The organism is Achromobacter sp. NCFB-sbj8-Ac1-l (assembly GCF_052695805.1).
In genome coordinates, this window is the sequence record NZ_CP199812.1 from 1,165,781 (window position 1) to 1,188,650 (window position 22,870).

At 64.4% G+C, this 22,870-nt stretch carries 18 protein-coding genes and 1 tRNA gene; 13 read left to right on the forward strand and 6 right to left on the reverse strand.

The genetic code is table 11. The annotated features are described in order from the left end of the window. Positions 1-251 precede the first annotated feature (251 nt). Complete coding sequence (locus ACUDP5_RS05480) at positions 252-1,880, forward strand: methyl-accepting chemotaxis protein (RefSeq protein ID WP_445658311.1); 1,629 nt, start codon at positions 252-254, stop codon at positions 1,878-1,880. Positions 1,881-1,955: 75 nt separating this feature from the next. Here ACUDP5_RS05480 and ACUDP5_RS05485 read toward each other — a convergent pair. Next, positions 1,956-2,046, reverse strand: a tRNA-Ser gene (locus ACUDP5_RS05485). 250 nt (positions 2,047-2,296) lie between these two features. Here ACUDP5_RS05485 and ACUDP5_RS05490 point away from each other — a divergent pair. The 3 genes from ACUDP5_RS05490 to yaaA all read left to right on the forward strand — a co-directional run bounded on the left by ACUDP5_RS05490 (position 2,297) and on the right by yaaA (position 5,299). After that, positions 2,297-3,583, forward strand: coding sequence for a cation:proton antiporter domain-containing protein (locus ACUDP5_RS05490; RefSeq protein WP_445658312.1), 1,287 nt, complete (start codon positions 2,297-2,299; stop codon positions 3,581-3,583). A gap of 149 nt (positions 3,584-3,732) precedes the next feature. Beyond that, on the forward strand, positions 3,733-4,515 hold the full coding sequence (locus ACUDP5_RS05495) for a 3-hydroxybutyrate dehydrogenase (RefSeq protein WP_445658313.1): 783 nt from the start codon (positions 3,733-3,735) through the stop codon (positions 4,513-4,515). 13 nt (positions 4,516-4,528) lie between these two features. Next, entirely contained in the window at positions 4,529-5,299 is a 771-nt protein-coding gene (gene yaaA / locus ACUDP5_RS05500; RefSeq protein ID WP_445658314.1) for a peroxide stress protein YaaA, read from the forward strand. Between the two features lie 74 nt (positions 5,300-5,373). On the opposite strand, the gene ACUDP5_RS05505 is transcribed toward yaaA, so the two are convergent. Beyond that, the gene (locus ACUDP5_RS05505; RefSeq protein WP_263910279.1) at positions 5,374-7,596 is read right to left on the reverse strand and encodes an FUSC family membrane protein; all 2,223 of its coding nucleotides are present in this window, start codon (positions 7,594-7,596) and stop codon (positions 5,374-5,376) included. 609 nt (positions 7,597-8,205) lie between these two features. Here ACUDP5_RS05505 and ACUDP5_RS05510 point away from each other — a divergent pair. The 4 genes from ACUDP5_RS05510 (at position 8,206) to pssA (ending at position 12,469) form a co-directional block, all read left to right on the forward strand. Next, positions 8,206-9,921 carry an acetolactate synthase 3 catalytic subunit gene (locus ACUDP5_RS05510; protein ID WP_025136924.1) on the forward strand — a complete coding sequence of 572 codons (1,716 nt, stop codon included), beginning with the start codon at positions 8,206-8,208 and terminating at the stop codon, positions 9,919-9,921. Positions 9,922-9,931: 10 nt separating this feature from the next. Further along, positions 9,932-10,423, forward strand: coding sequence for an acetolactate synthase small subunit (gene ilvN, locus ACUDP5_RS05515; RefSeq protein ID WP_006217868.1), 492 nt, complete (start codon positions 9,932-9,934; stop codon positions 10,421-10,423). A gap of 74 nt (positions 10,424-10,497) precedes the next feature. Further along, positions 10,498-11,514, forward strand: coding sequence for a ketol-acid reductoisomerase (ilvC, locus tag ACUDP5_RS05520; protein ID WP_263910280.1), 1,017 nt, complete (start codon positions 10,498-10,500; stop codon positions 11,512-11,514). A gap of 181 nt (positions 11,515-11,695) precedes the next feature. Further along, on the forward strand, positions 11,696-12,469 hold the full coding sequence (pssA, locus tag ACUDP5_RS05525) for a CDP-diacylglycerol--serine O-phosphatidyltransferase (RefSeq protein WP_025136926.1): 774 nt from the start codon (positions 11,696-11,698) through the stop codon (positions 12,467-12,469). A 69-nt stretch (positions 12,470-12,538) separates the two neighbouring features. Here pssA and ACUDP5_RS05530 read toward each other — a convergent pair whose 3' ends face one another. Next, the gene (locus tag ACUDP5_RS05530) at positions 12,539-13,057 is read right to left on the reverse strand and encodes a hypothetical protein (protein ID WP_445658315.1); all 519 of its coding nucleotides are present in this window, start codon (positions 13,055-13,057) and stop codon (positions 12,539-12,541) included. 273 nt (positions 13,058-13,330) lie between these two features. Here ACUDP5_RS05530 and rpsO point away from each other — a divergent pair, with 273 nt between their 5' ends. From rpsO to ACUDP5_RS05550, 4 genes are all read left to right on the forward strand, one after another. Then, a complete protein-coding gene (rpsO, locus tag ACUDP5_RS05535; RefSeq protein WP_006223612.1) occupies positions 13,331-13,600 on the forward strand; it encodes a 30S ribosomal protein S15 in 270 nt (89 codons plus the stop codon). Positions 13,601-13,690: 90 nt separating this feature from the next. Next, the gene (gene pnp, locus ACUDP5_RS05540) at positions 13,691-15,853 is read left to right on the forward strand and encodes a polyribonucleotide nucleotidyltransferase (RefSeq protein ID WP_263910284.1); all 2,163 of its coding nucleotides are present in this window, start codon (positions 13,691-13,693) and stop codon (positions 15,851-15,853) included. A 207-nt stretch (positions 15,854-16,060) separates the two neighbouring features. Further along, positions 16,061-16,795 carry a hypothetical protein gene (locus ACUDP5_RS05545; RefSeq protein WP_445658316.1) on the forward strand — a complete coding sequence of 245 codons (735 nt, stop codon included), beginning with the start codon at positions 16,061-16,063 and terminating at the stop codon, positions 16,793-16,795. 15 nt (positions 16,796-16,810) lie between these two features. Further along, on the forward strand, positions 16,811-18,028 hold the full coding sequence (locus tag ACUDP5_RS05550) for a threonine ammonia-lyase (protein ID WP_175190891.1): 1,218 nt from the start codon (positions 16,811-16,813) through the stop codon (positions 18,026-18,028). 31 nt (positions 18,029-18,059) lie between these two features. Here ACUDP5_RS05550 and ACUDP5_RS05555 read toward each other — a convergent pair whose 3' ends face one another. Then, complete coding sequence (locus ACUDP5_RS05555) at positions 18,060-18,620, reverse strand: PIN domain-containing protein (RefSeq protein WP_445659134.1); 561 nt, start codon at positions 18,618-18,620, stop codon at positions 18,060-18,062. 511 nt (positions 18,621-19,131) lie between these two features. Continuing rightward, a complete protein-coding gene (locus ACUDP5_RS05560; RefSeq protein ID WP_445658317.1) occupies positions 19,132-20,055 on the reverse strand; it encodes a carbon-nitrogen hydrolase family protein in 924 nt (307 codons plus the stop codon). Positions 20,056-20,135: 80 nt separating this feature from the next. On the opposite strand from ACUDP5_RS05560, the gene ACUDP5_RS05565 reads away from it, so the two are divergent. Further along, positions 20,136-21,059, forward strand: coding sequence for a LysR family transcriptional regulator (locus ACUDP5_RS05565; RefSeq protein ID WP_445658318.1), 924 nt, complete (start codon positions 20,136-20,138; stop codon positions 21,057-21,059). A gap of 10 nt (positions 21,060-21,069) precedes the next feature. Here the strand turns inward: ACUDP5_RS05565 and ACUDP5_RS05570 are convergent, their stop codons facing one another. Continuing rightward, complete coding sequence (locus ACUDP5_RS05570; protein WP_263910290.1) at positions 21,070-22,788, reverse strand: thiamine pyrophosphate-dependent enzyme; 1,719 nt, start codon at positions 22,786-22,788, stop codon at positions 21,070-21,072. Between the last annotated feature and the right edge of the window lie 82 nt (positions 22,789-22,870).

Consider the following 22,870-nt stretch of genomic DNA (forward strand, 5'->3'; position numbering starts at 1 on the left):
CGTCAAATAGGTCTGCATTTCGCCGGATGTCGGCGAATTCCGGACTGCTAGCATCATCGGGACCCTCGCGAGAACCCTCGAATTCGAACTCTCCGGCGGCATTTTCCTTGATGCATGATGACTAATATTTAGGGGCGGACCATCCAGGGCTTGCGGGCATATGGTCGACATTGGCAGCGCAGTTTCATGCGAGGTCACTACAACCGCCGGAACACGCCTTCAATCCTGCCCGGGTGGTAGCTGGAGGCAGTATGAACAACTTGAAGCTTGGAACCCGCCTGGCGGGTGGATTTGCCATCTTGCTGGCCATGATCATCACGATGTGCATCGTGGGACTGGTCAGCCTGGCCAATATCAATGCATCGGTCGAGACCGTGACGCAGCGGTCCCTGATCAAAGAGCGCCTGATCAGCGACTGGGCCCGCAATATCCAGACCGGCGTCACACGCACCACCGCAATCGCCAAGAGTGCGGATGCCAGCCTGGCCGGCTTCTTTACGGAAGAAGCCGCCACGTCCACGCGAAATTCTTCGGCGTTGCAGCAAAAGATCGAGCCGATGATCGAAAGCCCCGAAGAGCGGCAGCTCTGGGAAGGCATCGGCAAGTCGCGAGCGGAATATCTGCGTACGCGCGATGGTATCTTCAAGGCCAAGCAGGAAGGCAATGTAGAGGCCGCCAACAAGATATTCACGCAGGAATTCCTGCCGGCCACGCGCCAGTTCATCGACCAGATCACGAAGTTGTCCAATCTGCAGCGTGCCGATATCGACGCGCAAGGCGTCGAAATCGAGAAGGCCTATGGCGCGGCCAATTTCTGGATGATCGCCATCGGTTCCATCGCAGTCGTCAGCGGCCTGCTGCTGGCCGTGCTGTTGACGCGCGGCATCACCCGGCCGCTGTCGCAGGCCGTGCGCGTGGCGCGCACCGTGGCCGCCAACGATCTGACCAGCGCCATCAGCGTGACCTCCCGCGACGAGATCGGCCAATTGATGCAGGCGCTGCAATCCATGAACGCCACCCTGGTTGGCACCGTCGCCAGAATCCGCACGGGCGTGGACAGCATTGCGTCCGCGTCGGGCGAGATCGCGGCCGGCAATACCGATCTGTCGTCCCGTACCGAGCAGCAGGCCGCATCGTTGGAAGAGACCGCCGCGTCCATGGAAGAGCTGTCTTCCACCGTCAAGCAGAATGCCGATAGCGCCAAACAGGCGAACCAGCTTGCCGCGGCGGCTTCGGACACCGCATCCCGGGGCGGCGCCACCGTATCCGAAGTGGTCAGCACGATGAGCGCGATTTCGGCCAGCTCGGTCAAGATCGCCGATATCGTGTCCGTGATCGATGGCATTGCCTTCCAGACCAACATCCTGGCCTTGAACGCCGCCGTGGAAGCGGCGCGGGCCGGCGAGCAAGGCAAGGGCTTCGCCGTGGTCGCGGCCGAGGTGCGCACCCTGGCGCAGCGCAGCGCGCAGGCAGCCAAGGAAATCAAGGTCCTGATCGAGGACACGGTTTCGAAGATCCGCCAGGGCTCGGGCAGCGCGGAGCGCGCGGGCGCGACGATGCAGGAAATCGTCAGTTCGGTGCAGCGTGTGACCGACATCATGGGCGAGATCGCCGCGGCGTCAGCCGAGCAGGCCGACGGCATCGAGCAGGTCAACCGCGCCGTATCGCAAATGGACGAGGTGACGCAACAGAACGCGGCGCTGGTGGAAGAGGCTGCTGCGGCGGCGGGTTCGATGCAGGACCAGGCTGCGGAACTCACCCGGGCGGTCAGCGCGTTCAAGCTGCCGGACGGCAGCCAGGTGGCGGGTCGGCAGGCCCTGGCATCCACGGGGACGACCGACCATTCGTCGGGCCCCGCGCTGCGAATCGCCGCGTACTGAGTCTGTCCAGCGCCTGTGGGCGTTGGGCTGAGAAAGAAAAAGGCCAATCCCGAGGGATTGGCCTTTTTGGAATACTGGCGGAGAGGGTGGGATTCGAACCCACGGTACGGGGATACCGTACGCCTGATTTCGAGTCAGGTACATTCGACCACTCTGCCACCTCTCCGTGGCTGGATTCCGTAACGGCGTCTGGTCTTGCGCAGATGGGGTGAGACCACCGGCGCTTTTCCTTTCACAATCAGATCCCTGGTCGGAAGAATCTGCGTTGTCGGAGCAGCGAAGCCCGCAATTCTACAGCAAAAAAATAATTTGTGTAAAGCCCCTCGGTTTCGTCGGCTACAGGGGGTTTCATCGGCTTTCGCGGCGGGTATTCTTTGCGCAGAATCGGACTGTCTCGTCCCCGTCGCCTGGCCCCGATGAACCTGATCCTCATCTTGTTGCTCGCCGCTGTCCTGTGCGTTCCCTTGACCCAGCGGCTGGGACTGGGCGCCATCCCAGGCTATCTGCTGGCCGGGGTGCTGGTGGGGCCGTCGTGCCTGAAGCTGGTGACCGACGTGAGCGACATGGTCAATGTGTCGCAGTGGGGCGTGGTGATGATGCTGTTCATCATCGGTCTGGAACTGGCGCCCAAGCGGCTATGGGCCATGCGCCGCGAGGTCTTCGCGCTGGGATCGCTGCAGATGCTGGTGTGCGGCCTGCTGCTGGGGCTGGTATTCGGCGCGGCGCTGCGCCACCTGGCGGGCATGGCGTGGCAGGCCGCGGTGCTCTGCGGACTGTCGCTGGCCTTGTCGTCGACCGCCGTGGCCCTGCGCTTGCTGGACGAGCGTGGCCTGACGCGCACGCCGATGGGCCGGTCGGCGCTTGGCGTGTTGTTGTTCCAGGATATGGCGGCAATTCCCATGCTGGTCGCGGCCGGCCTGCTGGGGGCGGGCAGCGCATCCGAGCCTTCCTTCAAGGAAGCGCTGATCGCGGTGGCGGTGGTGGCCGTGGCCTATCGGCTGCGCCTGTTGGGCTGGGCCGCCAAGGCCCAGGTGAACGAACTGTTCACGGCGGCGGCGCTGCTGATGGTGATCGGCACGGCCCAGCTGTTCAACTATGCGGGGCTGTCGGCGGGCCTGGGCGGATTCCTGGTTGGCGTGCTGATGGCCGAGTCGCGCTATCGCGACGAACTGGAACGGGCCATTGATCCGTTCAAGGGCCTGCTGCTGGGGCTCTTCTTCGTGGCGATCGGCATGTCGGTGAACCTGCATGTCGTGGCGGACCACTGGGCCTTCATCCTGGCGGGCGTGACTGCGCTGCTGCTGGTCAAGGCGGGCGTGTTGTACGGCTTCGCTCGCTTCCTGGGCTTGCCGCGCTACCACCGCCTGCTGTTTGCCATGGTGCTGGCGCAGGGCGGTGAATTCAGTTTCGCGATCTTCAACGAGGCCTGGAGCAACCATCTGATGGACCTGGACCAGCGCGACGTGCTGGCCGTGGTGGTGGCGATATCGATGGGCGTGGTGCCTGTCCTGATCAAGCTGCTCGAACGGCTGCCAGAACGGCTGGGGGGCATGGCCGACCTGCCGGTGGCCGAGCCTGCGCCAGCTTCCGAACCCGGCGCACCATCCGCCAACGCCGACCGGCTGTCGGCCGGGACTGATCGGCCGCCGGCCGAGCTGGACGTGCAACGGTCTGATCCCAGGTCCGGCAAGCCCTCTGCTTGACCCCGCCGCCCGTGGGGGCATGGCATGATTGGCGCCTTGCCGGGCAGCTACACTTGACGCTGTTTTGTCAGCCCGTGTTTCGCCCGCGGCGCCGGCCGGCGCGTTTCGGCCGACGCCCGCATTCCGCGCCCCGCCACAGGAGAATATCTATGCTCAAAGGAAAAGTCGCAGTCGTCACCGGTTCCACCAGCGGGATCGGCCTGGGTATCGCCACGGCCCTGGCCCAGCAGGGCGCCGATATCGTCCTGAACGGCTTCGGCGACGCCGCCGAGATCGACAAGCTGCGCGCCGACCTGGCGACCCGGCATGGCGTCAAGGTGTGGTACGACGGCGCCGACCTGTCCAAGGGCGACGCCGTGCGCGGCCTGATCGACAACGCCGTGCGCCAGGCCGGCCGCATCGACATCCTGGTGAACAATGCCGGCATCCAGCACACCGCACTGATCGAGGATTTTCCCGCCGACAAGTGGGACGCGATCCTGGCGCTGAACCTGTCGGCCGTGTTCCACGGCACCGCCGCCGCGCTGCCGCACATGAAAAAGCAAGGCTTCGGCCGCATCATCAACATCGCGTCGGCGCATGGCCTGGTGGCCTCGGCCAACAAGTCGGCGTACGTGGCCGCCAAGCACGGCGTGGTGGGTTTCACCAAGGTGACGGCCCTGGAAACGGCCGGCCAGGGCATTACCGCCAACGCCATCTGCCCGGGCTGGGTGCGCACGCCCCTGGTTGAAAAGCAGATTTCGGCGCTGGCCGAAAAGAACGGCGTCGACCAGGAAACCGCCGCCCGAGAACTGCTCAGCGAAAAGCAGCCGTCGCTGCAGTTCGTCACGGCCGAGCAATTGGGCGGTACGGCCGTTTTCCTGGCGTCCGACGCCGCCGCGCAAATCACTGGTACGACCGTTTCCGTCGATGGCGGCTGGACGGCGCGCTGATAAAGGAACCCGAATGCTGTTTTTGCTTTCCCCCGCCAAGAAGCTGGACTATGACTCGCCCGTGCACGTCGAGACCCATACCCAGCCGTTGTTCGTGGACCAGGCCGCCGGCCTGATCAAGGTCCTCAAGACCAAGAGCGCCGAAGATATTTCCGAGCTGATGAGCCTGAGTCCGGCCCTGTCCGAGCTGAACGTGCAGCGCTATGCGCACTGGAAGCGCACGTTCACGCAGGCCAATTCACGCCAGGCCGTGCTGGCCTTCAATGGCGATGTCTACGAAGGGCTGGATGCCTCGACCTTGTCGGCCAAGCAGCTGGACTGGGCGCAAGAGCACGTGGCCATCCTGAGCGGCCTGTACGGCGTGCTGCGTCCGCTGGACCTGATGCAGCCGTACCGCCTGGAAATGGGCACGCGGCTGGAAACGCCCAAGGGCAAGAACCTGTACGAGTACTGGGGCAGCGGCATTGCCGACTACCTGAACGAGCGCCAGGCCGGCCAGAAGACCCCGGTGATCGTCAACCTGGCGTCCGAGGAATACTTCAAGTCGGTCGACCTGAAGGCGCTCAAGGCGCGGGTGGTGCAGTGCGTGTTCCAGGACTGGAAGAACGGCGCCTGGAAGATCATCAGCTTCCATGCCAAGCGGGCACGCGGCCTGATGGCGCGCTACGCGATCCAGCACAAGGTTGCCAAGCCCGAAGGCCTGCACGGCTTCGACCTGGAAGGCTACAAGTTCGATGCCTCGGCGTCCACTGAAGACAAGCTGGTGTTCCGCCGCAAGGTCTGAGCGGCGCGAGCCCAAGCAGAAACGCCGGCCTCTTGCGGGGGCCGGCGTTTTTTATGGGTGAGGGTTTCCTGGCCTCAGGCCGGCGCCGCCACCGGCGGCGCATGCTGCGGGTCGGCCAGGGCCTGCAGTTCCTGGCGGATCATGTGCGCCGCCTTCAACATCTGCTTGACCGGATACACCAGCGCCGCCTGTTCGCCTGCGGTGTCGAACTGGGTAGGCAGGTTGGCCGGCGGCTGGGCGCGATTTTCGTCCAGCAGGTCGACCATGCCGGTCAGCGCTTGCTGCACGGCCTCGGGCGTGGCGGGCAGGGCAGCCAGGATCGGGATGGCCGCGGTGATCTGCGAGGCCAGCACGTGGTTCTGGATCAGCAGGTTGTTCAGCTCGGGCACGCTGACCTGGTGCGATTTCGGCTCGCTCATCATGCGGTAGAAGGCTTCGGCGAAATTGCTGAATGCGATATGCACGTTCTTGCGCGCCAGCCGCCAGGCCAGGTCGGCGTCGGTCACCGCGGGAATCTCGTCGGCGCTGGCCCCGACCGGCGCGCCGTGGGCCTGCATGGCTTCGACGTAGCGCAGGCCGGCCATCAGGTATTCGCGGTTGGCGCGGGTGGCGGCCGCGGCCAGCGGCTTGAGGTAGCGCGCTTCCCACCAGGGCAGGATGTAGCTGCACACCAGCGCCAGTGTGCAGCCCAGCAGCGTGTCGATGGCGCGTTCGCCGATCACCGCCATGGATACCGTGCCCGGCGAGACGAAGTGAAACACCAGCACCACGAAGAGCGTATTGAAGATGGCGCTGGCCATGTAGTTCAGTTGCACCAGGCTGTTGCCCATGATGCAGGCGGCCAGCAGCACGGCGAACAGCAGTTCGGCCCGGTCGGTCACGTTGAACAGCAGCAGGGCGCAGATGCAGCCGATCAACGTGCCCATCAGGCGCCAGCCGTTGCGCTGACGGGTCAGCGCAAAGCCCGGCTTCATGATGATGACGATGGTCAGCATGATCCAGTAGTTGTGCGCCGAGAACGCAGGCGACAGCCAGCGGCTGGCCAGCGTCATGGCGATGGCGGCAGCCGCCGTGACGCGCAGCGCATAGCGAAAGTGCGGCGAGTCCAGCCGCAGGTTGCTGGTCAGCAGCCCGAAGCGGAATTCCTGGCGCGAGATGAAGCGGGTCAGCGACTTGTTGATGCGCAGCACATCGGTGGGCTTGGCGTGCGGCGAGGCCGCGGTGTGGTCGGCCAGGCGGTCGACGATGCGAGCGGAATTGCGCAGGCGTCGCAACACCTGCACGATCAGCGCCAGCATTTCCGGGTCGCGCTCGCCCAGGCCCTGCTGCTTGAGCTGTTCGATTTCGTATTCGATGGCGCGCAGCTCGGCCTTGGCGCTGCTGCGGTATTGCACCTTGCGTCCGCGCGACACGTCCAGCGCAATGCGGTTCAGTTCCAGCGACATCTTCACCAGCGCGTCGCGCATGAACATCAGGCAATCGTTGCCGGCCAGCGCGCGGCGCAGCGCGGCATAGTCGGTGTGCGTGGCCACCAGCGTGTCCAGCAATTGCAGCATGTCCACGAACATGTTCCAGATCATCACGCGCTGGCGGTCGCCCATGCCCTTGCCGCGGGGCAGGGCGCGCAGCACCATGTCGCGCGCGGCCTGGTGCTTTTCAGTCATGACCGACTGGCGCTGGATCAGGTTGCGATAGGAGTCGTCCAGGTCGGCCGTTTCGTCATAGAAAGCGGCGCGCGCGGCGACGTAGTCGGCCGTGGCGAACAGCGCCACCGACATGGCCTGCTGTTCCTCGCGCAGCCAGAACAGGCGCGAGAACCCCAGGCTGAAGACGACGTAGAACAGCGCCCCGCCCAGCGTGGCAGCGGCATGCGCCAGGACCTCGTGCGGTTCGAGCGGCGAGTGCATGGTCAGCGTCATCAGCAGCAGGCCGGCAAAGCCGATCAGGCCGCCGCGCTTGCCGAACACGGTGAACATGGAATAGATAAAACACTGCGCAATGACCACCAGCCAGATCAGCACGGGGTGGGTCGAGGCCAGGCCGGTGATGATGACGGTCACCGTGCCCAGCGCCGCGCCGCCCAGCATTTCGTTGGTGCGATGCCGCTGCGGGCCGCCGGGCTGGTCGATGATGGCCAGGCACTGCGCGCCGAACGTGGCGACCAGGCCCGTGGTGTAGTGGCCGAACAACCCGCCCAGCACCAGCACCGGCAACAGCATGCCCACCCCCTGCCGCACTCCGCCGAAGAAGTAGTGGCTGTAGAGGAAACGGCGAATGCTGGCAATGCGCAGATCCATGGGACGCGTGTTCGATTGCGAAAGACCAAACAAGTATATAGATCCGCATCAGCGGCAGTGCTTTTCCCGCCGGGCCGCCCCAAGGGAAAAGAGCCCCCTTTGGGGGGCAGCAACCACGCGAAGCGTGCGCGGCGTGAGGGTCGTCCATTTTGGGGTCAGATGGTTACGGAGTTTCCCGCAACCTTTACGAATCCGGACCAAACGACATCCCTGCAACCTTCTCGCAGCGGTTCGAAAACCCTCGATTTGCTACCTTTGCCGCAACGCGGTAAATTGCTCCACTTGCGCCGGTCTGCCTATCCGAAACCGGTGCGTTGAGGCGGATGGCCAGGGTCACCTCCCAGCCATCCTGCAGCAGTTACACCTGCCGTTGGCCGCGCCACAAGCGTGTGTTGCCAAGGCTTCCATTTCGACCTCCAGCGTCCCCCAGGGGCGTTTGCACTGCGTTCTGTCGAGCGTGTGCCGGGTCGGCAAGGTGTCCGGGTGGCGTGGCTCCGTGAGCCGCTAAGCGCCGGATCATGTTGTCGTAGCCGGTATGGGTTCCGTTGCCGCCGTATCCGGGCGGGCAGCAGTCAGGGTTGCAGGGCCGGTACTGAAAGGAAATACAACATGGAACTGAATGGCGCCGATATCGTCGTGCGCTGCCTGGCCGATGAAGGCGTGGAACACGTTTTCGGCTACCCCGGCGGCGCGGTGCTTTACATCTACGACGCGATCTTCAAGCAAGACAAATTTCAGCATATCCTGGTTCGTCACGAGCAAGCCGCCGTGCACGCCGCCGATGCCTATTCGCGCTCGTCGCAAAAGGTCGGCGTCTGCCTGGTGACCAGTGGCCCGGGCGTGACCAATGCCGTCACCGGCATCGCCACCGCCTATATGGATTCCATCCCCATGGTCATCATCAGCGGGCAAGTGCCCACTGCGGCCATCGGCGAGGACGCCTTCCAGGAATGCGACACCGTCGGCATCACGCGTCCCTGCGTCAAGCACAACTTCCTGGTGCGTGACGTCAAGGACCTGGCCGAAACCATGCGGCGCGCGTTCTACATCGCGCGCACGGGCCGTCCCGGCCCGGTGCTGGTGGATATCCCCAAGGACATCACCGTCGCGCAGTGCAAGTACACCCCGCCCAAGGGCGAGATCTCGATGCGTTCCTATGCGCCCGTCAACAAGGGCCACCAGGGGCAGATCAAGAAAGCCGTGCAGATGCTGCTGGCCGCCGAGCGGCCGATGATCTACACCGGTGGCGGGGTCATCCTGTCGAACGCCGCACCCGAGCTCAACAAGCTCGTGTCGCAACTGGGCGCGCCCTGCACCAGCACCCTGATGGGCCTGGGCGGCTACCCGGCCAGCAGCGGCCAGTTCGTGGGCATGCCCGGCATGCACGGCACGTACGAGGCCAACATGGCGATGCAGCACTGCGACGTGCTGCTGGCCATCGGCGCGCGCTTCGACGACCGCGTGATCGGCAACCCCAAGCACTTTGCGCAGAACGCCCGCAAGATCATCCATATCGATATCGACCCGTCGTCGATCTCCAAGCGCGTGCGCGTGGACGTCCCGATCGTCGGCAACGTCAAGGATGTGCTGGCCGACCTGAGCGCCCAGTACGAGGTCGCCGCCGCCGAACACAAGCCGGCGTCCATCACCAAGTGGTGGGAGCAGGTCGAGACCTGGCGCGGCAAGGAATGCCTGAAGTTCGCCAACTCGGACGAAGTCATCAAGCCGCAGTACGTGGTGGAAAAGCTCTGGGAAGTGACCGGCGGCGACGCCTTCGTCACGTCCGACGTGGGCCAGCACCAGATGTGGGCGGCGCAGTACTACAAGTTCGACAAGCCGCGCCGCTGGATCAACTCCGGCGGCCTGGGCACGATGGGCGTGGGCCTGCCGTACGCCATGGGCGTGCAGATGGCCAATCCGGGGCATGACATTGCCGTCATCACCGGCGAAGCGTCGATCCAGATGAACATCCAGGAACTGTCGACCTGCGCCCAGTACCGCCTGACGCCCAAGATCGTCTGCCTGAACAACCGCTTCCTGGGCATGGTCCGGCAGTGGCAGCAGATCGACTACGGCTCGCGCTATTCCGAGTCGTACATGGATTCGCTGCCTGACTTCGTCAAGGTCGCCGAGGCCTATGGCCACGTGGGTCTGCGCATCGAACGCCCGGCGGATGTCGAGCCGGCGCTGCGCGAAGCCTTCAAGAAGCACAAGGACCGCCTGGTCTTCCTGGACTTCATCACCGACCGCACCGAGAACGTGTGGCCGATGGTCAAGGCCGGCCGCGGGCTGACCGAAATGCTGCTTGGCTCTGAAGACCTGTAAGGAGGCCCCCATGAAGCACGTGATTTCCGTCCTCCTCGAGAACGAACCCGGCGCGCTGTCGCGCGTGGTGGGCCTGTTCTCGGCGCGGGGCTACAACATCGAGACCCTGACCGTGGCGCCGACCGAAGACGCCACGCTGTCGCGCATGACCATCGTCACGACCGGCTCGGATGAAGTCATCGAGCAGATCACCAAGCATTTGAACCGCCTGGTTGACGTGGTCAAGGTCGTGGACCTGACCGAGGGCGCCCACATCGAGCGCGAGCTGATGCTCGTGAAGGTGCGCGCGGTCGGCAAGGAACGCGAAGAGATGAAGCGCATGGCCGATATCTTCCGCGGCCGCATCATCGACGTGACCGACAAGTCCTACACCATCGAATTGACCGGGGTGCAGGAAAAAGTACAGGCCTTCCTGGAAGCCCTGGACCGCAGTGCCATCCTCGAAACCGTACGCACCGGCGTGTCCGGCATCGGCCGCGGTGAACGGATCTTGAAGATTTGACCGGCCTGCCAGGCCAAGCCGCACCCTACATCTGAACCCATCGAATATCCAAATACTGGAATCTGGAGCACAACATGAAAGTTTTCTACGACAAAGACTGCGATCTCTCCCTCATCAAAGGCAAGACCGTTGCCATCATCGGCTACGGTTCGCAAGGTCACGCGCACGCGCAGAACCTGCATGAATCGGGCGTGAAGGTCATCGTCGGCCTGCGCAAGGGCGGCGCCTCGTGGAACAAGGCCGCCAACGCCGGCCTGGAAGTCAAGGAAGTGGCTGACGCCGTCAAGACGGCCGACATCGTCATGATGCTGCTGCCCGACGAGAACATCGCTTCGGTCTACAACAAGGAAGTGCACGCCAACATCAAGGCGGGCGCCGCGCTGGCTTTCGCCCACGGCTTCAACGTGCACTACGGCCAGGTCGTGCCGCGCGAAGACATCGACGTCATCATGATCGCCCCGAAGGCCCCTGGCCACACGGTGCGCAACACGTACAAGCAGGGTGGCGGCGTGCCCCACCTGGTGGCCGTGTACCAGGACAAGTCGGGCGCTGCCCGTGACGTCGCCCTGTCGTACGCCAGCGCCAACGGCGGCGGCCGTGCCGGCATCATCGAAACCAACTTCCGCGAAGAAACCGAAACCGACCTGTTCGGCGAACAGGCCGTGCTGTGCGGCGGTACCGTCGAACTGATCAAGGCCGGTTTCGACACGCTGGTGGACGCCGGCTACGCGCCCGAAATGGCGTACTTCGAGTGCCTGCACGAACTGAAGCTGATCGTCGACCTGATCTACGAAGGCGGCATCGCCAACATGAACTACTCGATTTCGAACAACGCCGAATTCGGCGAGTACGAAACGGGCCCGAAGATCGTCACCGACGAAACCCGCAAGGCCATGCGCCAGTGCCTGACGGACATCCAGAACGGCGAATACGCCAAGCGCTTCATCCTGGAAAACGCCGCCGGCGCCCCGACGCTGACCTCGCGCCGCCGCATCAACGCGGAATCGCAGATCGAGCAAGTGGGCGGCAAGCTGCGCGCCATGATGCCCTGGATCGCCGCCAACAAGCTGGTGGACAAGTCCAAGAACTGATCCTGGCAAAAGCGCGGGGCCTGGCCCCGCGCCCACGGGTCGAAGCGGCATGCCTGCGAGGGCATGCCGCTTTTATTTTCGGGGTTTGGGGGGCTTGTCGAGCCAGGCATGGCCCTTGCTGCGGCCCGCTTGTCGGCCAGATGAGTTAACCTTTCAGTGTCTGTCGTAAGTAATTGAGACTATGCCCAATTTTTCCATGCGCGATTCCGAGAACCGTCACCGAAGCATTTACCTGCTGCCCAACGCATTTACCACCGCGGCCTTGTTCGCGGGGTTCTATGCCGTGGTGCAGGCCATGAACAACCGCTTCGAGGTCGCCGCCATCGCCATTTTCGTGGCCATGGTGCTGGACGGCATGGACGGCCGGGTGGCTCGCCTGACCAATACGCAGTCCGCATTCGGCGAACAATACGACTCGCTGTCGGACATGACGTCGTTCGGCGTGGCGCCAGCGCTGGTCATGTACGAGTGGATCCTGAACGATCTGGGCCGCTGGGGCTGGCTGGCCGCATTCGTGTACGTGGCGGGCGCCGCGCTGCGCCTGGCCCGCTTCAATACCAATATCGCCGTGGTCGACAAGCGCTACTTCCAGGGGCTGCCCAGCCCGGCGGCGGCGGCGCTGGTGGCCGGCTTCGTCTGGCTGGCCGTGGACAACAAACTGCCCATCCATGACAGCGTCATGGCCTGGGTAGCATTCACGCTGACCATGTACGCCGGCATCACCATGGTGTCGAACGCGCCGTTCTTCAGCGGCAAGAGCTTTGCGCTGGGCCGTAGCGTGCCGTTCTGGGGCATCTTGCTGGTGGTGGCGGTGTTCGTGTTCGTGTCCAGCGATCCCCCGGTGGTGCTGTTCGGCCTGTTCGTGCTGTATGGTTTTTCGGGCTGGGTCATCTGGGCCTGGCGCTGGAATCGCGCGCGCCGCTTGCAGCAGGAACGCCGCAGCCAGTCGTCCTGATCCGGACGCCGGCACGAATGAAAAACCCGCCGCGAGGCGGGTTTTTCATGGGGTGGCTTCAATGATGGATCAACGCCACATGAAGCGGTCATCGTCGTACATCGGGTCCGGGCCCGGATGGAAGTGCGTCATGGAAGTGCCATCGCGGCCCATGTACACATACATCAGCGAATTCCAGACGCCGTTTTCCTTGTAGCGGTAGGACCAGACGACTTCGCGTTTTTCGCCCAGGCCGGCTTCTTCGATGCGCGCGGGCGGGCCGAATTCGCAGCGGACACGGTCCGGCCCCCATTGGCCCTGTTCCAGCACCTTGAAGTGGGCGTCGGTCAGGAGCGGCAGGACGCGGTCGACCCGGCCGTCGGTGCCGACGTTGGCGCCCCAGGCGTACTGGCCCATGGGCTGTTGCGTCCAGATGACGCGGCGCCCGCCGCCGGCCTGCGGGCATTCGAAATTGGGGGTGCCGAACTGGGCCTGCACGTCGGCCAGGGGGGTGCCGGGGGCGACCTGGGCAAGATTGGCGCAGGCAGCCAGGCTGGCCAGGGCGGCAGCGGCCAGGGTGATGCGGGCAAAGCTGTAACGTTTTGACATAATGTTGCTCCTCTTGCCGCCGGCAGGGGCGGGGGGGCGGTCGCTGGACAGGAGGCCTTGCGCCGCCACTGGGGTAATTCTAGCGAATCAGCTATAATCATCGAGCTTTATCGCGTGCATAGACTTTGCGTGGCAGTTTTGCAAGGGGCGTGTGCACGATGCTTTGCGCTGGCAAGCTGCAGTGAGAACGCAATCAAAAGCTTGGCCAGCCGCGAATTTTTTCCAACCACGTCAGGGCGCCTCGGCCCTGTCGCATGTCCGAAGAGGTCATCAATGTCTGTAGCTGACATCAAGAAATCCGATATCGTTGCGCAGTTCCAACGCGCTCAAGGCGATACCGGCTCCCCCGAAGTTCAGGTGGCTCTGCTCACCGCCCGTATCAACGAACTGACCGGTCACTTCAAAGAACACATGAAGGACCATCACTCGCGCCGCGGTCTGCTGCGTATGGTCAGCCGTCGCCGCAAGCTGCTCGACTATCTCAAGGGCCGCAATCCCGATTCGTACCGCGCACTGATCGAAAAACTCGGTCTGCGCAAGTGATCGACGGGGCTGGCTCCCCATGACGCAACCGTGGTCGGTGCGACGTATGTCGCGACGGCCACGGTTTTTCATTTGTAAGGAATAATCGTCATGTTCAATAAAGTGACAAAATCGTTCCAGTACGGCCAGCATACGGTCGTCCTGGAAACTGGCGAAATCGCTCGCCAGGCCTCCGGCGCCGTTGTGGTGTCGATCGAGGACACCGTCGTCCTGGCCACTGTCGTGGCTTCCAAGAAGGCCAAGCCGGGCCAGACGTTCTTCCCGCTGACCGTCGACTACATCGAAAAGACCTACGCCGCGGGCCGTATTCCCGGTGGTTTCTTCAAGCGCGAAGGCAAGCCGTCCGAAAAGGAAACGCTGACCTCTCGCCTGATCGACCGTCCCCTGCGTCCGCTGTTCCCCGAAGACTTCTACAACGAAGTCCAGGTGGTCATCCACACGCTGTCGGTCAATCCTGAAATCGATCCCGACATCGCCGCCATGATCGGCGCGTCCGCCGCCCTGGCCATTTCCGGCATCCCCTTCAACGGCCCGATCGGCGCCGCGCGCGTGGGTTACATCGATGGCCAATACGCCATCAACCCGACCGCCTCGCAGCTGAAGTCCTCGAAGCTGGACCTGGTGGTCGCCGGTACCGAAAACGCCGTGCTGATGGTGGAATCGGAAGCCCAACAGCTGTCCGAAGAAATCATGCTGGGCGGCGTGGTCTATGGCCACGAGCAGATGCAAGCCGTCATCAACGCCATTCACGAACTCGTGAAGGACGCCGGCAAGCCGGAATGGGACTGGCAAGCGCCCGCCAAGGACGAAGCCCTGATCGCCGCTGTCACCGCGGCTGCCCAGGATGGCCTGAACGCCGCCTACCAGGTCCGTGAAAAGCAGGCCCGCACCACCAAGCTGCGCGAAGTCTACGCCGACGTGTCGGCCAAGCTGGCTGCCGCCGCCGCTGAAAAGGGCGAATCCGCTCCGGATGCCGTCACGGTCGACAACATCCTGTTCTCGCTGGAATCGGCCATCGTCCGCGGCCAGATCCTGAACGGCGAGCCGCGTATCGACGGTCGCGACACCCGCACCGTGCGTCCGATCAGCGTGCGTCTGGGCGTGCTGCCCCGCGCACACGGCAGCGCCCTGTTCACCCGTGGTGAAACCCAGGCGCTGGTCGTGGCCACGCTGGGCACCAAGCAAGACGAACAGATCATCGACGCGCTCATGGGCGAGTACCGTGACCGCTTCATGATGCACTACAACATGCCTCCGTTCGCCACCGGCGAAACCGGCCGCATCGGTGTGCCCAAGCGCCGCGAAATCGGCCACGGCCGTCTGGCCAAGCGCTCGCTGATTCCGCTGCTGCCGGCACCGGAAGACTTCCAGTACACCATCCGCATCGTGTCGGAAATCACCGAGTCCAACGGCTCGTCGTCGATGGCTTCGGTCTGCGGCGGCTCGCTGGCCATGATGGACGCTGGCGTGCCGGTCAAGGATCACGTGGCCGGCGTGGCCATGGGCCTGATCCTGGACGGCGGCAAGTTCGCCGTGCTGACGGACATCCTGGGTGACGAAGATCACCTGGGCGACATGGACTTCAAGGTCGCGGGCACCGAAAACGGCGTCACCGCACTGCAGATGGACATCAAGATCCAGGGCATCACCAAGGAAATCATGCAAGTGGCGCTGGCGCAAGCCCGCGAAGGCCGCCTGCACATCCTGGGCAAGATGAAGGAAGCGCTGGACGGTTCGCGTGGCGAGCTGTCGGCTTTCGCCCCGCGCATGCTGACCATCAAGATCAACCCCGAGAAGATCCGCGACGTGATCGGCAAGGGCGGCGCCACCATCCGCGCGCTGACCGAAGAAACCGGCACGCAGATCGACATCTCCGACGACGGCACCATCGTGATCGCCAGCGTCGACGAAGCGCAGGCCAAAGAAGCCCAGCGCCGCATCGTCGAGCTGACCGCCGACGTCGAAGTGGGCCAGATCTACGAAGGCTCGGTCCTGCGTCTGCTGGACTTCGGCGCCATCGTGCAAGTGCTGCCGGGCCGCGACGGCCTGCTGCACATCTCGGAAATCGCCAACTACCGCATCGCGAACATCAACGATGTGCTGAAGGTCGGCCAGCAAGTCCGCGTCAAGGTCATCGAGGCCGACGACAAGGGCCGTCTGCGCCTGTCCATCAAGGCCATCGGTGGCATCGAGCAGCAGCAACCCGCTGCTGCGCCCGAAGCTGCCCCGCAAGCGGAACCGCAAGCCGAATAAGGCCTGCTGCAAGCTTGTCGAGAACGGCGCCGCAAGGCGCCGTTTTTTATTGCCTGCGCGGGGCTGATTCATCTTCTTTCGTCTTGGTATCTCCGGCATCTCCCATCTTCGCGTGCCTTACGGTAAAGTCTTGCGCGTACGAGACGAGCGCCGACGCCGGCGACAGGCCGGCAAGGCGCCAGACAGGGGGATCGGGATGGATCGGGCATGACGCGATGGCAAGGACCCCGGGCGGGCGCAGCGCTCGCATTGCTGGGCGCCGCGTTGCTGACAGGCTGCATGTCCAGCCCGGGCCCCGGCCAGGGATCGCCCAAGGGCGAAGGCATGTCGGCGGACCAGCTGGTCCAGACCGATTTCAACCGTACCGTCACGCTGGAAGTGCGCGACAACCTGGCCAGCCTGTACAGCCTGCTGGACAAGCTGTACCGCCGCAATCCGCGCGAATGGCGCAAGACGGGCGCGCCGGACCACGCGACCGCGGTGTCGCGGGTCAAACATGCCATCGAAGTGCGCATCCCGCCGGCCGATCTGGCGGGCCTGCACGACATCCAGATCCTGGCGGTGTCGCTGGACCCGAACTATTCCGGGGACCGGGTGGGAGCCTTCATCTACGGCCTGGCCGACACCATCATCGCCGCCCATAACGGCAAGACGCGGCTGTATGCCACCGACGCGCTGGACGGACAGCGGGTCTACAATGCCGCACGGAACGTCGAGGCGGCGGCCTGGCTGCTGGCGTCGCGCCGCAACAATCAGGGCGAGCCTTTGCTGCTGGCCAACGAAATGTCGCAGACGGCCACCAACCTCAGTTTCGAACGTGAGTTCGGCGCCATCATCGGCCGCCTCGACCTGATCGCCAATCTGCTGGGCGAGAACTCGCGGCGCATCGGCATCAACTATGCGCAAGGCCTGTTGCTGTTCAATTTCCTGCCAGTGCGCTAAACGGGATTTTCCATTGTGATCGATATCGCTTCCATCCAGACCGCCCGCGAGAACCTGCGTGGCCAGGTGCTCAAGACCCCGTTCACGTTGTCGCGCACGCTGTCCGACATCTTCGGCGCGGAAATCTGGCTGAAGTTCGAGAACCTGCAGTTCACTGCCAGCTTCAAGGAGCGCGGCGCGCTGAACCGCATGCTGACGCTGTCCGAAGACGAACGCCGCGCGGGCGTCATCGCCGTGTCGGCCGGCAACCACGCGCAAGGCGTGGCCTACCACGCGCAGCGCATGGGCGTGCCCGCCGTGATCGTGATGCCGCGCTTCACGCCCACCGTCAAGGTCGCCAACACGCGCCGCTTTGGCGCCGAAGTCGTGCTGGCGGGCGATACCTTCGATGACGCCAAGGCGCATGGCTACGAGCTGGCCCAGCAGCGCGGGCTGATCATGATCCATCCGTATGACGACGAAGCCGTCATTTCGGGGCAGGGTACCGTGGCGTTGGAGATGCTGGAAGACCAGCCGCAACTGGACACGCTGGTCATCGCGATTGGCGGCGGCGGCTTGATCTCGGGCATCGCCACCGCGGCCAAGGCGCTCAAGCCGGGCATCGAGATCATCGGCGTGCAGACCGAACGCTTCCCGGCCATGTATGCCGCGGTCAAGGGCGTGTCCATGCCGCAGGGCCAATACACCATCGCCGAAGGCATCGCCGTGAAGTCGCCCGGCGCGCTGACGCAGCCCATCGTAGCCAAGCTGGTCGACCACATCGAGCTGGTCAGCGAGGCCGACATCGAGCACGCCATCGTGGTGCTGCTGGAAATTGAAAAGACCGTGGTCGAAGGCGCCGGCGCGGCCGGACTGGCGGCCCTGCTGCGCGCGCAGGAAGCGGGCAGCGAACAATTCAAGGGCAAGCGCATCGGCCTGGTGCTGACCGGCGGCAACATCGACCCCCTGATGCTAGGCGAACTGATCGAACGCGGCATGGTGCGCGCGGGGCGTCTGGCCCGCATCCGCGTGGACCTGCGCGACCTGCCGGGCGCACTGGCGCATGCCACCAAACTGATCGCCGACGCGCAGGCCAACATCACCGAAGTGCATCACCAGCGCGCGTTCACGTCGCTGCCGGTGCGCAATGTGGAAGTGGACTTCGTGCTGCAGACGCGCGGGCCGGAACATATCCAGGAAGTGATCGATATCCTCAACGCAGCCGGTTTCGCGGCCAGCAATCACGACCATTGATGCGGCGCGGCGGCACGCGCCGCGTGGCGTCTCAGCGGGCGCTTAGTTCCGGATCACGCCCCACCTGGTTCTTCAGGCGGTACAGGCGCTCGCGGTGCAAGGTCGTGGCCAACGGTTCCGGTTCGCGTCCCAGCGCGATGTAGTCCGCGGGGATCTGCGCGATGGCGTCGCGCATGCGGCCGGCGTCGTCCTGCCACCACTGCGCCAGCATGCGATCCGGGTTGTACACGTCCAGCCCCTGGCGGCGCAATTCCGAGCGATTGAAATCCTTCAGGTTCCAGGTCAGCACCTGCACGACCGGCGTCTTGGCCAGGCCGCAACGCGCGCGCCGCGCCAATCCGGCGGCGATGACGTGGAAGTCCTTGGGGTCGCTGTAGCGCAGCGAGGCTTCGTACACCTGCGTGTCGGCCTCGTTGGCCTCGGGAAAGCGCGCGTTCATCTCGGCCCAGAATTCATCCAGCACTTCCGGCGGGATGTCCCAGATGCGCGAGGCGTTGCGGCGCCATTCCTCGCCGATGCGGTCCGTCCAGACGGGGGCGAACACGCCGGCATCGGCCAGGCGCAGCAGCAGGCGCCGCAGGATGCCGGACATGAGGACGCAGGCGTCCAGGACGATGAAGGGGGGGGTGGACGACGATGTGCGCAATGGCGCCTCAATGGGGTGGTGCCCGAGACCGGAATCGAACCGGTACGGCCTTGCGGCCGAGGGATTTTCTTACCACTTCGGCTTTCGCCGCCAGCGCGTGAGCGCTGTTCGTGGTCTGGAGCACGCCTTCACCATAGCCTTGCGGCCTTAGGTGCCCGCCGTCTGCTCTCTACACCTTCCCGGTTCTTTCAAACCGGGCTTGGCTCGGCGTTGGCTCGGAACAGGTCCAGGGCATTCGCCGAGTTTGACGGGCTACACCTTTGGAGTTTCCTCCAAAGGGCTCAAATTAGTTCAAGTCCCTTGTGTCTACCAATTTCACCACTCGGGCATTGCGGCCCCTGGGCGGGGTGGCAATGGGATACATCGCGCGCCCTATGGACGCGGGCGGTATCCGGCGGGCGTGACTATACCACTTGGGAGGGCGCTTTCGCCCCGGTAGCCACCCGCCCGGGGGAAATCACACGATGAACTGGACGGTATGGCGAGGCCGTTCGTCGACGCTGAGGCTGAACACGTCGGGCCGCGCGTAGTGGCCGACCACGTCGAAGTCGTAGCGGGCGCGTACCAGCTCGTCGACGTCGACCTGGGCGGTCAAGAGGCCCGTCTGGCCGTGCAAGGGGCCGGCGAGCACGTCGCCCAGCGGGCCGACGATGAGCGACCCGCCGTTGATGAGGGGGCGCTTGGGGTCCCAGCCCGGCACGTCCAGCTCCAACACGGCGGGTGACGGCTGCACCTGGCAGGCGCTGATGACGAAGCAGCGGCCTTCGTGGGCGATGTGGCGCATGGAACATTGCCAGATGTCGCGTTCGTCGACCGTGGGGGCGCACCAGATCTGCACGCCTTTCGCATACATGGCGGTGCGCAGCAGCGGCATGTGGTTTTCCCAGCAGATGGCGCCGCCGATGCGGCCCGCGGCGGTGTCCAGCACGGGCAGGGTGGAGCCATCGCCCTGGCCCCAGATCAGGCGTTCGGTGCCGGTGGGCATCAGCTTGCGGTGCTTGGCGGCCAGGCCGGTGGCCGGATCGAAATACAGGGCGGTGCAGTACAGCGTGCTGCCGGCGCGCTCGATGACGCCGATCACCAGGCTGGCGCCGGTGCGTTGTGACAGGGCGGCCAAGGCGTCGGTTTCGGGGCCGGGCACGTCGATGGCGTTCCGGTAGTAGCGGGCGTAGGCCTCGCGGCCCTCGGGTAGCCGATAGCCCAGGCGGGTGCCGAAGATCTCGCCCTTGGGGTAGCCGCCCAGCAAGGCTTCCGGCATGACGACCAGTACTGCGCCGGACGCGGTGATCTCGGCTTCGAAGGCCAGGATCTGTTCCAGGGTTTTCTCTTTGCCTTCGGGCGAGGCGCCGATCTGCAATGCGGCGACGGTCTGGGCGGTCATGCGGATTCCTTGGGGTGGGTGAATGCCGCCAGTGTCGGGGTGGGCCTAAAATCAATCAATCCTGCTCGAAGATAAATGATATGAGCCAAATTGATATCGAGTCGACCGACCTGAACCTGCTCAAGGTGTTCGAGGCGATCTACGACGAGGGCGGCGCAGGCCGCGCGGCGTTGCGGCTGGGCGTGACGCAATCGGCTGTGAGCGCCGCGTTGGCGCGCCTGCGCACGCTTTATGCGGATCCCCTGTTCGTGCGCACGGGTCGGGGCCTGTCGCCCAGCCTGCGGGCGCGCGAGCTGCGGCCGATCATCGGTGAGGCGCTGGACAAATGCCGCCAGAGTCTCTCGCTGGCCAGGCCGGGCGCCGCGAGCCTTGCGGGACGCTCGGTGACGCTGGGGCTGTCGGATGATTTCGAGATTGCGCTGGGGCGCGAGGCGATCATGGCGCTGGCGCAAACCGCGCCGGGGTTGCGACTGATCTTTCGGCAGACGCACAGCCGCCTGGCGGCCGACATGCTGATGGCGCGCGAGGTGGACCTGGTGATCGCGTCCGGCGGACTCATCGCGCCGGCCCTGCAACGGGTGACGGTGGGGCAGGGCGGCTACGCCTGTCTGGTGGACGCGGCCAGCCTGGCACCGGACGAGACCGGGTTGTCCGTCGACGCGTTCACGCGGCGTGCGCACGTGCTGGTGTCGTCGGGGGGCTTCATCGGCGTGGTGGACGAGGTGCTGCACGGCATGGGGCTGACGCGCCGCGTGCTGGCGGCGACCACGCATTTTGCGGCCTTGCCATTCCTGCTGCGGGGCAGCGACGCGCTGGCGACCTTGCCAGCCCACGCGGCGCGCGGCCTGGCGGCAGGGACGGGGCTGCGGCTGTTGCCGTGCCCCATCGCCATGCCGGGCTATGCCATTGAAATGGGCTGGCGTGCCGATGCGTTGCGGGATGAAGCGGTAGCGGCGGCCCGGCGTTGCCTGTTGGGGCTGCTGCAAGGCTACCGCTGGGGGTGAAGCCAAGGGGCTATTTCAGGAAGTTGTTCACGACCAGGGCCTCGACGTCCTTGATCCGACCGCTGAGCACCGCCTTGGCGGCGTAAAGCGCCGTGTCGGCGACCTGGGCGAATTCGACCTTGGGCGGCATGACCAATTCGGCGGGATTGGTGTGCACATCCAGAAGCGCTGGGCCGGGATGCGCAAGGAATTCCTGGACCGCGGCATCCAGCTCGTCCGCGACGGTCACTTTGCGACCGTAGAACCCGATCACTTCCGCAAGCCTGGCGAAATCGGGGTTGAGCAGGTCGGTGTAGTTGTCCAGCAGACCTTCCACTTTTTGCTCGAGCTCGACGAAGTTCAGCGAGGCATTGTTCAGCACCACGATCTTGATCGGCAGTTTTTCCTGGATGGCGGTCAGCAGGTCGCCCAGCAGCATGGTCAAACCGCCGTCGCCGGAGATGGCGATGACCTGGCGGTCCGGATAGGCCTTTTTCAGGCCGAGCGCCTGTGGCATGGCGTTGGCCATGGTGCCGTGGACCAGGCTGGAAAGCGTGCGGCGTTTGCCGTTGGTGTGGATGTGCCGCAGCGTCCAGACCATGGCTGATCCACCATCCGCGGTAAACAGCGCGTCGTCGCTGGCATGTCTGTCGAGCAGGCTGACCAGATGCTGCGGATGGATCAGGTCGCTGGAGCCGGCCTGCTCTTCTTTTTCCAGTGTCTGCACCGATTGCTGGTGAATCTTCAGGCATTCCTCGAGAAAGCCGCAGTCGTCACGTTGTTCGAGCAGCGGCAGCAGCGCTTCGAGCGTGGGAATCACGTCTCCCACGACGCCCAGGTCAATGGGATGGCGCCGGCCGAGATGGCTGCCATCGCGGTCAACCTGGATGAGCGTGGCCTTGTCGGGATAGAACTGTGCCCACGCGAAGTCTGCTCCCAGCAGCAGCAAGGTGTCGCATTCCTTCATCATGTGAAAGCCGGACTTGATGCCGATCATGCCGGTCATGCCCATATTGAACGGATTGTCGTATTCGACGAAATCCTTGGCGCGCGAGGTATGGGCGATCGGCGCATTGAGCCGGCCCGCCAGGGCGATCAGGAGATCATGCGCACCTTGGCAACCAGAGCCGGCGTAGATGCCTACCTTCTTGCCGCGGGCCAGCAGGTGGGCGATCTGCTGCAATTCGGCATCGTTGGGGCGCAGCACGGGTTGCGGGAAATGCACCGAGTACGGCAAGTCGTCCTGGACCTGGGCCTGGCTGATATCGGCCGGCAGGATCACGACGGCCACACCGCGGCGGTTGAGCGCGGCCTGGCAGGCTTGCGTGACGACACGCCGTGCTTGATCAGGAGATTGAACCTGTTCGCAGAACACGGAGCAATTGGTGTAGATCGACTTGAAGTCGACTTCCTGGGGGAAGTCCATGCCCAATTGCGACGTGACGATCTGGCTGGCGATCAGCACCATGGGCGCCCGGTTGCGCTGGGCTTCGTAGATGCCATTGATGAAATGCAGGCTGCCCGGCCCGCAGGATCCCGCGCAGGCGGTCAGGTTGCCGCTGACATAGGACTCGGCACCCGCCGCGAAGGCGGCGGCTTCTTCGTGGCGCACATGCACCCACTGGATCTTGCTGCGGTGAATGGCATCGGTGACGTGGTTCAGGGTGTCTCCGACAATGCCATAGCAATGGCGAACGCCTGCGGCCTCCAGGGCGTTGACAACGATTTCGGCGACTTTTTTGCTCGGCATGCAGATCTCCTTGATCAGGGACTCGCTAGAAACCAGTAAGTCCGATCAAGAGCTTGCGCCGAAGTTCCTGCAGGCAGGCGTT